This is a genomic window from Acinetobacter sp. BEC1-S18-ESBL-01 (assembly GCF_014169935.1).
In the GTDB taxonomy this organism is placed as follows: domain Bacteria; phylum Pseudomonadota; class Gammaproteobacteria; order Pseudomonadales; family Moraxellaceae; genus Acinetobacter; species Acinetobacter pittii.
On sequence record NZ_AP022302.1, the window covers coordinates 484,478 to 497,102 of the forward strand.

Below are 12,625 nucleotides of genomic sequence, written 5' to 3' on the forward strand. Positions count from 1 at the left end.
GTGTTTTTTGGCAGTTAATTAATCTTCATTTATAAACCGTTTATTCATCTTTTTGCTGAATTGGCGTTATTTCAGAATCCGCGAATTCTTCTTCAAAATCGTCGTCCTGATCACGAGAAAGTAAGGCTGCTAAATTCACATTTCCAAATACAACTAACTCAGCTTCACGAACTCGTGCGTAATTTATATGTACTTTGCCTAATGTTTCGATGATGCTGGCTTTTTTGCCAAACCAACGGTTGAGATCAAGAAATATAAGTTCATCGCGTTCTTCTGCTACATTAAAACGTTCAAGAATCATCCCCAAAGGGTCTTTTTTCAAAATTTTATGGTAGTAAAAAACTGCGGCTTTTACGGCGATCTTTTGCCAAAAGTTTTTATATTTCGCTTCAATAATTTGTGTATTACTAATTTGTTCAAAAACTAAAAGTTGTTGTTCTTTATTAAATTCCATCTGGATCAGTTTTAAATCAACCGATAGTGTGGTTTCTAAACCTTTTACATGCATGGTTGCATATAACCTTAACCAGTCATGATAAAGATCTGCATGTAGGTCATCTAAAAACTCAACATTATTCGTCACGTAACGTTGCAAAGTGGCATTCAGAAAGGTTTGTGATAATGTAAAATCTCTTTCTTCCTCAATGAATGCTTCTGCTTTTTTATAGACTTTTTGAAGGCGTCTGACTAATGAGGAAAATAGCGTTTGCATAAAAGAACTTCCAGAAGATAATTTACTAAAGAGCCCACACAATCTTTATTATGATAAAAAACGGGTTTTGATATTGCAGTGTAGCAAATTTACTTGATACATTTTGACAAAATGAAAATGGATAAAACCCTATATTTGAAGTGAATCACACTTTTATCCATATTTGAATATCAGTTTGTATTTTATTCGGTATTAAACCGTGGGGAAAAGGCATTTATATGCTTTTAAGATTATGTTGAACAAAAGAAGTTTATCCATAGAGCCTTTTCATTATTGGTGGCAAGACCGAGTCTTTATTGCCGCAACAATATTAGCAATCTTACTCCATATTTTTGTATTGCTCATTCACTTTGCCATGCCTAGCCCATCAGAGCAATCTACTAAAGAAATTGCAATTTCAATTCGGCCAAGCAATGAGCCAGTTCATCAGGCAGATTTTTTAGCGCAAGCAGATCAGCAAGGCTCGGGCGCATTTCGTGAAGCTCATCGGACTTCTAGTGATACTCCAAATCCGATGCTCAATGATGCTTCAACTGGAGATACTGAGTTAGAAAGTTTGCAAAAGATTCAGCAGCAAAGAGAACTTAAATTTGAAGAAAAAGTTTTAATGACGGTTTTGAGTTGGCAGAAACAAGCGGATGCAAGCCAAAGAAAAAAAGAACTAGAACAATTACAAAGTCAATTTCAAGCAAAAGCTGCGATGGTTGCAAGCCTTGAAGCACAATATTTGCAACGCCAACAAGATTTCAGCCGTCAGCAAAAGATAAAAACAGTAGATGGTATTCAAGCAAAGAAAGATGCTTCGGCTGCTTATTTGGATAAGTTCCGTGAAAAAGTAGAGCTTTATGGCAACCGCTATTACCCTGAAGAAGCCAAACAGCAACAGCTAAGAGGTGAAGTGCGTTTAATGGTAATTTTGAATGCTCAAGGGGGAATTCGTGCAATTCGCTTGCTTGAAAGCTCAGGTCATCCAGTTCTAGATGAAGCAGCGAAGTCTTCAGTACGCCGCGGCGCACCATTTGGGCATTTTGATGCCAATATGAAAGATATTTCGGAGTTGCGTATTGTACGTACTTGGCGTTTTGACCCAGCTGAAGCTGAATTTGAGGTTCACTAATTAAAAAATGTGGATAACTTTTAGGATATCCACATTTTACTAATGATCAGATTATTCCTGATAAGGGTTAGCAATATTGAGTTTTGCTAAAATTTCAATTTCTAAGCCTTCCATCTCTTCTGCATCTTCATCACTGGTTTCATGGTCATAACCAAGTAAATGTAAAACACCATGTACTAACAGATGTGCAAAATGATTTTGTGCAGTTTTCTTTTGTTCCAAAGCCTCTTGTAATACCACTGGAATGCAAATAACTAAATCACCTAATGGTAAGGCATCTAGCATTGGTAGAACTTCTTCTGGAATATCACTTGGGAAAGATAAAACATTAGTTGGTTTATCTTTTTCTCGGTATTGCAAATTGAGTTGCTGGCTTTCATCCAGATCTACGCAAGCAACTCCAATTTCACAATCTTCTTTATAACCAACGTGGCGTAAAGTGGTCTCAATAATTTTTTTGAGTTGAGCCCGTTTGAGCTCTAACTCAGGTGATTGAAAGTCTTGTTGTAAACTTAAACTGATTTTCAAAATGAATCCTTAAGCATCCTGGTGTTGCAAGTCTGCTGCTGTATCGTTTTCAGCAACTAATGCTTCTTGACGTGCTTTACGTTCAGCACGTGCTTCAGCATTAAGACGCTGTTGTTCACCATCCCAACCTTCATACGCTTCAACAATTTTTTGAACAAGTTGATGACGTACAACGTCACGGGAATGGAAACGGGTAATATGAATTTCTTTAATATTCTCGAGTACACGTAGTGCATGTGCCAAACCAGATTGTTGGCCTCGAGGTAAATCTACTTGGGTAATATCACCTGTAATCACTGCACGAGAACCAAAACCTAAACGGGTCAAGAACATTTTCATTTGTTCTGGCGTTGTGTTTTGAGCTTCATCCAAAATTACAAATGAATGGTTAAGTGTGCGACCACGCATATATGCAAGAGGTGCAACTTCAATCACTTGACGCTCGATTAACTTGGCAACTTTTTCGAAGCCGAGCATTTCGTAAAGAGCATCGTAAAGAGGGCGTAGGTATGGGTCGATTTTCTGAGTTAAATCACCCGGTAAGAAACCTAGCTTTTCTCCAGCTTCTACAGCAGGACGTACAAGTAAAATCCGTTGGATTTCATTACGTTCGAGCATATCTACTGCGGCGGCAACTGCTAAATAGGTTTTACCTGTACCCGCAGGGCCAACACCAAAAGAAATATCGCTTTGCAAAATACGCTGTACGTAGCGTTTTTGATTAGCACCACGTGGGTTAATACGGCCTTTTCGAGTTTGGAAATAGACATCCATTGGTGCATCATGTTCATCCATTTCTTCTCCAACTAACTCGAAATTACGTTCGGTTTGAGAAGATTGAATTAACAGATGCAACAGATCTGCACTGATTTGCTGGGATACCTCAGACTCTTCGTAGAGTCGTTGCAATAATGCTTCGGCTCTCCCAACAGCATCTATCTCACCATCGATATGAAAAACATCTCCACGATGAGTAATTTTGACATCTAAACGCTGTTCAATTTGCTTAAGGTGCCCATTATAGGCACCCAAGATGCTCTTTAAACGTTCCATTGAAATTTCAGGAAATGTTAAGGTACGTCGAATCGCTGCAGTCAAGAGAAAACCTTTCAGTAGACTTTAGAATACCTCTACATTACGCCACGTCAGGCTCAAGATTCAAGAGCTCACCGTAAACTAAATTTAAAGTTTTAATTTCAGTAATCTCGATCTCTGCAAAACGACCTACCCAAGAAGCATCACCGACAAAAGTGACTAGACGTGTATTATCGGCTGTACCTAGTAAAATATTAGGGTCTTGGTCCGAAACTTTTTCAATAAGAACACGTTCAATTTTGCCAAGCATTGCATCAGTTTTTTCAATGCTGGACTGTTTAATCACTTTTTGAACTTGAGCTAAACGCTCTTTCTTAACGTGCTCAGGCGTAGTATCAGGTAAGTCTGATGCAGGTGTACCTGGACGTTTTGAATAAACAAAGCTATATGAGTGATCAAAATCTAAGTCTTTGATAAATTGAAGTGTTTCGGCGAAGTTTTCATCAGTTTCACCAGGGAAACCAATAATAAAGTCACTCGATAAATGCATATCTGGACGTATTTTTCTTAACTTGGCAATCTTGTCGATATAAACATCAATCGTATGATTTCGCTTCATTGCCTGTAAGACATCATTAGAGCCACTTTGAACAGGCAAGTGTAAATGCGACACCATTTGAGGTAAATCTTCATAACACTGAATAAGTTCGTCAGAGAACTCAAGTGGGTGCGAAGTCGTATAACGTAAACGGCCGATACCCGGAATTTCTGCAATGAGTCGTAACAATTCAGGGAAGGTACAGATGCCGCCTTCGAAAGTTTCACCGCGGTAACCATTTACATTCTGACCCAGAAGTGAAATTTCACGGACACCTTTTTCCGCAAGACCCGCGATTTCAGCAAGTACATCATCTAGTGGGCGAGAAACTTCTTCACCGCGTGTGTAGGGAACTACACAGAAAGAACAGTATTTAGAGCAGCCTTCCATAATAGAAACGAATGCTTTAAAGCCTTCTACACGTGGTTCGGGTAAAAAGTCGAATTTTTCAATATCTGGGAAAGAAATATCAACCAGTTTGATTTTATCTTTTTTAGGTTTTTCTACTTGAGCATTATGTTGATCAAGCATTTGCGGTAAACGGTGTAATGTTTGTGGGCCAAAAATCATGTCTACATAAGGCGCACGTTTTTGAATATTGTCACCTTCTTGAGACGCAACACATCCACCGACACCAATCACAAGATCAGGATTTTTGTCTTTTAGTTTGCGCCAGCGACCTAATTCACTAAATACTTTTTCCTGCGCTTTTTCACGAATAGAACACGTATTCATGAGCAGAATGTCTGCTTCATTAGGGTTGGTCGTCAAAACGTAACCGTGAGAATCTCCTAAAAGGTCTGCCATACGGTGACTGTCATACTCATTCATCTGACACCCTTGAGTTTCAATATAAAGTTTTTTTATTGAAACATCAGTGGTGTGCGTTGGCTGGGTAACAGTGTTTTCTGAGGCAGCTTTGGCACCATTGGGAATGAAGGTTTGAACCGTCATGCAGGCTCCTAACAGATCGATCTAAAAAGAATAAATTGGCCCAAAATGGGTCAAACTATCTATTATAGCAGTATTTGAGCTGAACCGATAACAGTAAACTTTCAGAACATGACACGGTTTTTGTGAAGTAAATTAGGTGAATTTTAATGATGTTGAATCATAGAGTTACATAACACAACAAAAGAAAGCACGAAGAATAATTAAACTATGCGTTGAAGGTGAATAGTCAGGGTTTAGCACATATATGAGACCAAGTAGAAAGAGCTCATCAATCCATAGTCGTGTAATGAAAAATAAATATATGCATCGTAGCTGGTTAGGAGCTATGTGTTTACTTGGTTGTTCATTTACCTATGCTGCCGAAGAGCAGTTTAATGATGCACTAAATGCTGCAAATAGTGGTAATACTGCGTTATTAGACCAATATCAGCTTGCTATGCAAAATGATGTGTTGGGATATTACCCAGAATATTGGAAACTTAATACAAACCTTGGCTTTCAACCTACTGCCTCTATCGTAAGCTTTGCTCAACGCTATCCACAATCAGCAATGGCTGAAAAATTAGCAGCCGATTATGTTGAAGAAAAAGTTAAACAAGCTGACTTTGCATCTGCACAACCCGTCTTATCTTATGTCACCAACCCTGACCAAGCCGAAAATTGTGCTTTGGCACAGGTGCGGGCGAGAAGTGGTGATGCATTAGTTTTTGCTGAATATAAAGATGTTTGGTTAGCAACTGAGTCACAACCAGAATCCTGCTTAGGTTTAGGGCGCATGATGTTATCTAGCCCTTTAATGAGCGCACAAGATAAACAACAGCGTCTATGGGTACAATTGCGTGCAGGTTTGTCGGGGCAGGCGCTCGCAACAGCACAAACTTTGGGTTTGAATTTGTCCTTGGCCCAGCTTAACCAAATTCAGGCCAATCCACTCAATTATTTATGGAGTGCGCCTAAAACAAATGATGCAGATTATGCTTATTTGATTTTCGCGTTAGGGCGTTTAGCTAATAATGACTTAAGTAATGCTTTTTCAAATGTGCAGCGTGTTGCCCAAGGTACGCCACAAAATGTACAAAAATATTTATATCGTACGGTAGCCTATATTGGTGGCACCACGGTAATGAAAAATAATTTTAATCGTGAAGTTCTTCAATATTTTGATGCAAGTTATGGTTATCCATTAAGTCCGGAAGAAGCTGAAATTTATGCGCGTCAGGCGATTCGTTTTGGGGCGTGGGAAAGTTTAATTCGCGCTATTGATAGTATGACGGTAACCCAAAAACAAGAAGACCGTTGGCAATATTGGCTTGCTCGTGCGTCAGAGCAGCGTGGTGATAGTGCTTCTAAAGCAACAGCACAACAAATTTATAGAAAACTGGCTCAGGCTGGTGATGACTATCATAACCTTTTAGCAAAAGATCGTTTAGGTGAGCGTTATAACCACCAACCTTATGATGATCAGCCGACAGCAAGTGATTTAAGACGTTTAGATCAGAATATTCACTTTAATCGTGCTTTTACTTTAAGACGTATTAATGCAAATCCAACTTATACGAATCGAGAGTGGAATTGGGCAGTTCGTCAAGCGTATCTTCAGCATGATGACGGTTTACTTTTAGCTGCGGCAAAGCGTGCTCATGACATGGGGTGGTATGACCGTGCAATTTATGCAGCAGATCGTACAACAAATAAGCATAATGATACTTATCGCTATGTGACTCCTCATAAGACTAATGTCGTAAGTCATAGTTACAATGCAGGAATTGATCCTGCATGGGCTTATGGTTTAATGCGTCAAGAAAGTCGGTTTGTTACTTCTGCGCGTTCTCACGTTGGGGCGGGCGGTCTTATGCAAATTATGCCTGATACGGCGAAGTTGATTGCACGTCAAATGGGTGAAACTTATAATCCGGCTGCATTAAATGAAATGAATACCAATATTCGATATGGAACATTTTATTTGTCGATGATTCAGGGACAATTAAGCAATAACCCTGTTTTGGCGACAGCAGGTTATAATGCGGGCCCTAATCGGGCTAGACGTTGGCAACCGGATTATCAATCAATTTCGGCTGACCAATATACTGAGACAATTCCATTGTTAGAAACCAGAGACTACGTCAAGCACGTTATGACGAATGCAACACATTACGGTGTAATATTGGGTCAAGGCGCCCAGTCGTTATCGCAGCGTATGAAAGTCATTCCAATGCGTACGTCGCCTTAGCTTTAAGGTGGTTGATGATGGATCTTCTTTTAATTGGCATATTCAAGTTTTAATTAAATGAAATATAGATATTTGGAACTTCGTTCAATTTTGCAACTTGCATGGTGGCTCATCTGTGCGGGAGTAGGATTGATGAGTTCCGTTTTACATGCCGAACCTGTTAATTTACAGGGGTATGTTATGCATGTGCAAATGACACCTGCCGCATGTGCATTAGATCCCTCTAAACAAAAACAACGTAAATGTCTTGAAGGATATTCACTGACAATTACAGGCCTTATGCCGGAAACAAACCAAAGTAACTGCTCAACAGACAGTTCTGCAACCTTATCTCCATTGCAAGCCAAAGTCGTAGCTCGGGTTATGCCTGATAATAATGCTCGTGTACAGCTATGGAAAAGTGTAGGTGGATGCGTTCCTATGAATGCAAGCCAATATTTCCGTACGGTTATTAATTTCGCTGAACGTTTAAAAATTCCGGCCAGTCTCACAAGTTCAACAAATGTTGAAATGCAGCAATCTGCGTTAAGACAGCAGTTTGTACGTCTTAATCCGAGCTTACCTCAAAATGGTATCCGTTTTAGTTGTCAATTATCACGTTCGGATGTGGTCTTAACGGAAGTGAAAGTTTGTTACACGGTAAAGGGCCAATATAAACAGTGTGCAAATCATGTGGTATCGAATTGCCCTGGTGAAATCATGATTAAAGGTAGTTATTAAAGATTACAGACATTTCGTAAGGAAATGCTCACCATACATTGAATCTATTTGTAAAGATTAATTTGTATTTTCTATCAGACTTTTGGTGAAAACGAGTGGCTTTTACATGCATCTGCCAAATCTTTAGAGTACAATCTTTGCCGTTTATGATGATTTGGTTAGATGGAATTCCTATTTAACCCGATTAAGGACACTCATTGGAGACAATTACATGAAGCAACCCGTTCGTGTTGCCGTGACTGGCGCTGCAGGTCAAATTGGTTACAGCTTATTATTCCGTATCGCAAGCGGTGAAATGTTAGGTAAAGATCAACCTGTTATTTTACAATTGCTTGAAGTTCCAGTTGAAAAAGCACAACAAGCGCTTAAAGGCGTAATGATGGAACTTGATGACTGTGCTTTCCCTTTATTGGCTGGCATGATCGGGACTGATGATCCGAAAGTTGCATTTAAAGATGCTGACTACGCATTATTGGTAGGTTCTCGTCCACGTGGTCCTGGTATGGAACGTGCTGACTTGTTAAAAGTTAACGGTGAAATTTTCATCGGCCAAGGTCAAGCATTAAACGAAGTTGCTAGCCGTAACGTTAAAGTATTAGTTGTAGGTAACCCTGCAAACACTAACGCTTACATCGCAATGAAATCTGCTCCAGATCTTCCAGCGAAAAACTTCACAGCGATGTTGCGTCTTGACCACAACCGTGCGTTGACTCAAGTTGCTCAAAAAGCTGGTGTTGCAGTTGCTGACATCGAAAACTTAACAGTTTGGGGCAACCACTCTCCAACAATGTATGCTGACTACCGTTTTGCAACTGCAAATGGCGAAAGCTTAAAAGACAAAATCAACGATCCAGCTTGGAACAAAGACGTATTCCTTCCAACTGTTGGTAAACGTGGTGCTGCGATCATCGAAGCGCGTGGTTTGTCTTCTGCTGCTTCTGCTGCTAACGCTGCAATTGACCATATGCGTGACTGGGCGCTTGGTACAAACGGCAAATGGGTAACTATGGGTATTCCATCTGATGGTTCTTATGGTATTCCTGAAGGCGTTATGTTCGGTTTCCCTGTTACAACTGAAAACGGTGAATACAAAATCGTTCAAGGTTTAGAAATCGATGAATTCAGCCGTGAGCGTATCAACTTCACTCTAAACGAGCTTGAAGAAGAACGTGCAGCAATTGCTGACATGGTAAAATAATTCATCAGTTTGATGAGTTAAAAAAGCACTCTTTTAGAGTGCTTTTTTATTGAATTCTGAAAAAGCAAACACAAAAAGCAACAAGAAAATATAGACACTATCATGCAAGTAAAAACGTTTTATTGTTAGATTAGTTAATAGATGATTTAAAAGAAGTTATAGGAGAATAACAATGTTTGAACAGCAACCGACTTTAGAGCTTTTATTTGATCAGTTGGGTTTAGATTCTGATGAAGCAAGTATTGAAAACTTTATCAAAACACATCAATTGCCAGCCGAGCAAAAATTACATGAAGCATCTTTTTGGTCAAAAGGTCAAAGCGATTTTTTGAAGAGTCATTGGGAAAAAGATGATGAGTGGATTGTGGTTATTGATGAGCTCAATGAACAACTGCATGAAGACAGTGTGAAAAAATAATTTCAAAAAAATAAAGCCTGTTTTACAAGTAATACGTAAAACAGGCTTTATTGCATTAAGAGTTTAATGTGTCTTTACTTTTAATTTATCTTTATACCATGGCTCATGACGTACAAGGTCAAATACAGGTTGGCCATGAAGCAATTCAAGATCACATGTAGACGTTGATAAATATTTAGTTAACCAATGTCTTGTTAATGCTGACTCTTGTCGTGCTGCTGACGCATATGCCAAGAAGAAGTAGATATCAGCATGTTCATGATGTGCTAATGGCTTCAAAATTTGTTGAGTAATCAGCGCAAAACGTTTTTCTTTATTGAGTTCAAAATAAAGCATATAGGCTTTGGCTAAATGTAAAGACAAATTAAGATATAAGCTCAATGGCATTTCTTCATATTCCATGCGTGCTTGTTCAAGCAAGACAATAGCTTCTTGTAAGAAATGTAGCTGTTCTTGGCGAACACGACTTAATACTACAAGTTGCATGCGTAACTCAGCACGCTCTAAAGCAAGCTCAGGCGTATTTTCAGTCAAATAAAGTTGGTCTGTTTCACCAATTCGGTTCACAATTGTTTTACTTTCAATAGACATACGCCATCACCTTTTTTAATCAATAGCTTTTATATCGGGTTCATTTATCAAATTTAAAGAGTAACCTTTAAACCCAAATAGAATTTCCACTACGAAGCCAAGCCGTAATAGATAGCCTTTGTTGTTTTGAAATTAATACTTCATGTAATAAATCGCTTTGAAATATTACCAGTCGATTGGGTTCGGGATTAACAATATGCCATTTCTCGTTGTTATCTTGTAGTCGCAATTGCCCACCCCAATCCTCTTGCCATTCTGGATGTAGATAATAGACAGTTGAGATAATACGATCATTTTTTTGTTGAGGATTGTCTCGGTGTAAAGCATAAAATTCACCCAAATTATAACGGGCAAAATGAGCTTCAACCTCTTTAATCCCTAAATAGAATGCTTGATTTAGACTTTGTGAAAATAAAGTTAAGGTTTCAATATGTAGCTGAGCAATAGGGAGCCGGTCATTAATCCAGAGAATATGGTCGCTACGAATATTACTTACAACGCCGTTTTGAATGCCTGCTTCTCTAAATTCATCCATATGATGGCTACATTCTTGAGAAACCTGTGCGCGATATTGATCTGGATATGCTTGATTTATAATGGCAAAGCCATGCGCATTTAAATCATCTAAAATTTGATCCAAATTCCATGAATCAGGAAGTGAGTGAGAACGCATATAACCTCGAGTAGATCGTAAAAATATCAAGCAGCTCTATTTTAGATGATCACAACCTTACGAAAGAATATTTTTTTCATGTTAAACTATTTGTTGAATTGAGGAATTAAAGTCAACATGAATTACCGTCACCATTTCCATGCGGGCAACTTTGCAGATGTTATGAAGCATGTGCTTTTGCTACAGCTGCTCAACCGTTTAAATGCTAAAGATAAACCTTATCGTTATATCGATACGCATGGAGGGGCCGGCAAATATGATTTATCTCTGGCACCTGCACAAAAGTCTGGAGAATTTCTCACAGGCATTCATCGTCTAGTTCAACTATCTGAAATGGAAAAGCGTCAGGCACCTGAAGCAATCCAACAATATTTGAAGTTAGTCGAACAATTGCGTTCTGAAGAAGGTAAGGGGAGTTATCCAGGTTCTCCTTGGTTTGCTTTGCAAGGCATGCGTGAAATTGATAAGGCAACAATTTTTGAAATGCAGCGCGATGTATTTCAGCAATTACGTCATAACATTCGTGATAAACGTGCAGGTTTACATGAGCGTGATGCATATGAAGGCTTGCTCGGCGTAATTCCGCCAAAAGAAAAGCGCGGTCTTGTTATGATCGACCCTCCTTACGAATTAGAACGTAAAGACTTTCCGCAATTAGTTGAACTTTTACAACAAGCTTATAAAAAATGGCCAACAGGCGTTTTTGCAGTTTGGTATCCAATCAAAGACCGAGCGATGATTGAACGTTTTGAAAAGAAAATGTTTAAAACGGGTATTCGCCGTCAGTTAGTTTGTGAAATTTGTGTGTGGCCAGATGACACACCTGTGGGTCTAAATGGTTGTGGTCTATTAGTGATTAACCCACCTTGGCAGTTCTCTGAACAAGCAGACCAAGCACTACAGTGGTTATTCCCGCATCTTCGCATGCAAGAAACTGGTGGTCATGCTGCTGTTCGCTGGTTGGTAGGTGAGTAACAGTTAACTTAAATCAATGCACATGTTTGGAATAGAAAATAATGACAAATGCGCCTAAACCAGAGCAAGATTTAACTCATAATGAACATTCATTTGATGGGATTACATTTGAAGTGGTTGAAGAAGAAGATAATCCGGAAGGACAAAAAGTGAAGCGCCGAGGTATTTATCTTTGGCCTAACTTAATTACAACCGCTGCTCTGTTGTCCGGTTTCTATTCCATCATTGCAAGTATGAATGGGGATTTTAACCAAGCGATCTATGCCATTTTTATTGCAGCGCTATTAGATGGCTTAGATGGTCGAGTTGCTCGAGCAATTGGCGCACAAAGTGCTTTTGGCGAACAATATGATTCTCTCTCAGACTTGTTAGCTTTTGGTGTGGCTCCAGCAATGCTGATGTATAGCTGGAGTTTGCATGATTTAGGCCGTATTGGTTTAGCTTGTTGTTTTGTTTATACAGCCTGCGCAGCCTTCCGACTAGCGCGTTTTAATGTGCAAATAGGCGTTGTTGATAAGCGTTATTTTATCGGCATTGCAAGTCCACTCGCTGCTATTATCATTATTTCACTCGTCTGGGTTGCTCGCGATTATCCTTTCATTTTTGATTTACGTGATATTGCGATTCAAACTATTAATGCTGTTCTTATGGTAATTGTGGGATTACTCATGATTTCCAATATTAAATATTATTCTTTCAAGCAGATGGATCGTAAACGCGTTCCTTTTGTAGTTATGTTGCCAGTAGTACTGATTTTTGCGGCAATCACTTATAATATTCCAATGGGCATTTTGACAGTTTCAATTATCTATGCTCTATCTGGTTTTGTTACGACTTTATTTGCACGCAAGAGTAATGAAACACTAAAAACATAAA

At 39.0% G+C, this 12,625-nt stretch carries 13 protein-coding genes; 7 read left to right on the top strand and 6 right to left on the bottom strand.

From position 1 onward, the window contains the following. Positions 1 to 40: 40 nt before the first annotated feature. The gene (locus tag H7R46_RS02380; RefSeq protein ID WP_002119526.1) at positions 41 to 712 is read right to left on the bottom strand and encodes a hypothetical protein; all 672 of its coding nucleotides are present in this window, start codon (positions 710 to 712) and stop codon (positions 41 to 43) included. Between the two features lie 232 nt (positions 713 to 944). On the opposite strand from H7R46_RS02380, the gene H7R46_RS02385 reads away from it, so the two are divergent. Then, positions 945 to 1,829: an energy transducer TonB gene (locus H7R46_RS02385; protein WP_005067319.1), complete on the top strand. Its 885-nt coding sequence runs from the start codon at positions 945 to 947 to the stop codon at positions 1,827 to 1,829. A gap of 51 nt (positions 1,830 to 1,880) precedes the next feature. Here H7R46_RS02385 and ybeY read toward each other — a convergent pair whose 3' ends face one another. The 3 genes from ybeY to miaB are packed head-to-tail and all read right to left on the bottom strand — an operon-like array spanning position 1,881 to position 4,944. Continuing rightward, on the bottom strand, positions 1,881 to 2,357 hold the full coding sequence (gene ybeY, locus H7R46_RS02390; RefSeq protein ID WP_002119528.1) for an rRNA maturation RNase YbeY: 477 nt from the start codon (positions 2,355 to 2,357) through the stop codon (positions 1,881 to 1,883). 9 nt (positions 2,358 to 2,366) lie between these two features. Then, positions 2,367 to 3,455, bottom strand: coding sequence for a PhoH family protein (locus H7R46_RS02395; protein ID WP_182924238.1), 1,089 nt, complete (start codon positions 3,453 to 3,455; stop codon positions 2,367 to 2,369). Between the two features lie 37 nt (positions 3,456 to 3,492). After that, positions 3,493 to 4,944 (bottom strand): tRNA (N6-isopentenyl adenosine(37)-C2)-methylthiotransferase MiaB, encoded by a 1,452-nt coding sequence (miaB, locus tag H7R46_RS02400; RefSeq protein WP_005067325.1) that lies wholly within the window; start codon positions 4,942 to 4,944, stop codon positions 3,493 to 3,495. Between the two features lie 286 nt (positions 4,945 to 5,230). Between miaB and H7R46_RS02405 the strand changes: the two genes are divergently transcribed. The 4 genes from H7R46_RS02405 to H7R46_RS02420 all read left to right on the top strand — a co-directional run bounded on the left by H7R46_RS02405 (position 5,231) and on the right by H7R46_RS02420 (position 9,510). Then, entirely contained in the window at positions 5,231 to 7,174 is a 1,944-nt protein-coding gene (locus tag H7R46_RS02405; RefSeq protein ID WP_005067327.1) for a lytic transglycosylase domain-containing protein, read from the top strand. A 57-nt stretch (positions 7,175 to 7,231) separates the two neighbouring features. Next, a complete protein-coding gene (locus tag H7R46_RS02410) occupies positions 7,232 to 7,894 on the top strand; it encodes a ribonuclease T2 family protein (protein WP_005804634.1) in 663 nt (220 codons plus the stop codon). A 211-nt stretch (positions 7,895 to 8,105) separates the two neighbouring features. Continuing rightward, positions 8,106 to 9,092 carry a malate dehydrogenase gene (locus tag H7R46_RS02415; protein ID WP_002119517.1) on the top strand — a complete coding sequence of 329 codons (987 nt, stop codon included), beginning with the start codon at positions 8,106 to 8,108 and terminating at the stop codon, positions 9,090 to 9,092. A gap of 172 nt (positions 9,093 to 9,264) precedes the next feature. After that, positions 9,265 to 9,510 (top strand): DUF2789 family protein, encoded by a 246-nt coding sequence (locus H7R46_RS02420; RefSeq protein ID WP_002119522.1) that lies wholly within the window; start codon positions 9,265 to 9,267, stop codon positions 9,508 to 9,510. A 63-nt stretch (positions 9,511 to 9,573) separates the two neighbouring features. Here H7R46_RS02420 and H7R46_RS02425 read toward each other — a convergent pair whose 3' ends face one another. Both H7R46_RS02425 and H7R46_RS02430 read right to left on the bottom strand, forming a co-directional pair. Further along, positions 9,574 to 10,101, bottom strand: a complete 528-nt coding sequence (locus H7R46_RS02425) for a hypothetical protein (RefSeq protein ID WP_002119538.1) — start codon at positions 10,099 to 10,101, stop codon at positions 9,574 to 9,576. Between the two features lie 67 nt (positions 10,102 to 10,168). Then, positions 10,169 to 10,774 (bottom strand): 2OG-Fe(II) oxygenase, encoded by a 606-nt coding sequence (locus H7R46_RS02430; RefSeq protein ID WP_005067331.1) that lies wholly within the window; start codon positions 10,772 to 10,774, stop codon positions 10,169 to 10,171. Between the two features lie 117 nt (positions 10,775 to 10,891). On the opposite strand from H7R46_RS02430, the gene H7R46_RS02435 reads away from it, so the two are divergent. Further along, entirely contained in the window at positions 10,892 to 11,749 is an 858-nt protein-coding gene (locus H7R46_RS02435) for a 23S rRNA (adenine(2030)-N(6))-methyltransferase RlmJ (RefSeq protein WP_002119552.1), read from the top strand. A gap of 41 nt (positions 11,750 to 11,790) precedes the next feature. Next, a complete protein-coding gene (pssA, locus tag H7R46_RS02440) occupies positions 11,791 to 12,624 on the top strand; it encodes a CDP-diacylglycerol--serine O-phosphatidyltransferase (protein WP_002119541.1) in 834 nt (277 codons plus the stop codon). The last annotated feature ends 1 nt before the right edge of the window (position 12,625 follow it).

Excerpts from the sequence above, each read along its gene's own strand:
- H7R46_RS02410 (WP_005804634.1), top strand. The coding sequence starts at position 7,232 with ATGAAATATAGATATTTGGAACTTCGTTCAATTTTGCAACTTGCATGG.
- H7R46_RS02425 (WP_002119538.1), bottom strand. The coding sequence starts at position 10,101 with ATGTCTATTGAAAGTAAAACAATTGTGAACCGAATTGGTGAAACAGAC.
- H7R46_RS02415 (WP_002119517.1), top strand. The coding sequence starts at position 8,106 with ATGAAGCAACCCGTTCGTGTTGCCGTGACTGGCGCTGCAGGTCAAATT.
- H7R46_RS02385 (WP_005067319.1), top strand. The coding sequence starts at position 945 with ATGTTGAACAAAAGAAGTTTATCCATAGAGCCTTTTCATTATTGGTGG.
- H7R46_RS02420 (WP_002119522.1), top strand. The coding sequence starts at position 9,265 with ATGTTTGAACAGCAACCGACTTTAGAGCTTTTATTTGATCAGTTGGGT.
- pssA (WP_002119541.1), top strand. The coding sequence starts at position 11,791 with ATGACAAATGCGCCTAAACCAGAGCAAGATTTAACTCATAATGAACAT.
- H7R46_RS02380 (WP_002119526.1), bottom strand. The coding sequence starts at position 712 with ATGCAAACGCTATTTTCCTCATTAGTCAGACGCCTTCAAAAAGTCTAT.
- H7R46_RS02435 (WP_002119552.1), top strand. The coding sequence starts at position 10,892 with ATGAATTACCGTCACCATTTCCATGCGGGCAACTTTGCAGATGTTATG.
- H7R46_RS02430 (WP_005067331.1), bottom strand. The coding sequence starts at position 10,774 with ATGCGTTCTCACTCACTTCCTGATTCATGGAATTTGGATCAAATTTTA.
- H7R46_RS02405 (WP_005067327.1), top strand. The coding sequence starts at position 5,231 with ATGAAAAATAAATATATGCATCGTAGCTGGTTAGGAGCTATGTGTTTA.
- miaB (WP_005067325.1), bottom strand. The coding sequence starts at position 4,944 with ATGACGGTTCAAACCTTCATTCCCAATGGTGCCAAAGCTGCCTCAGAA.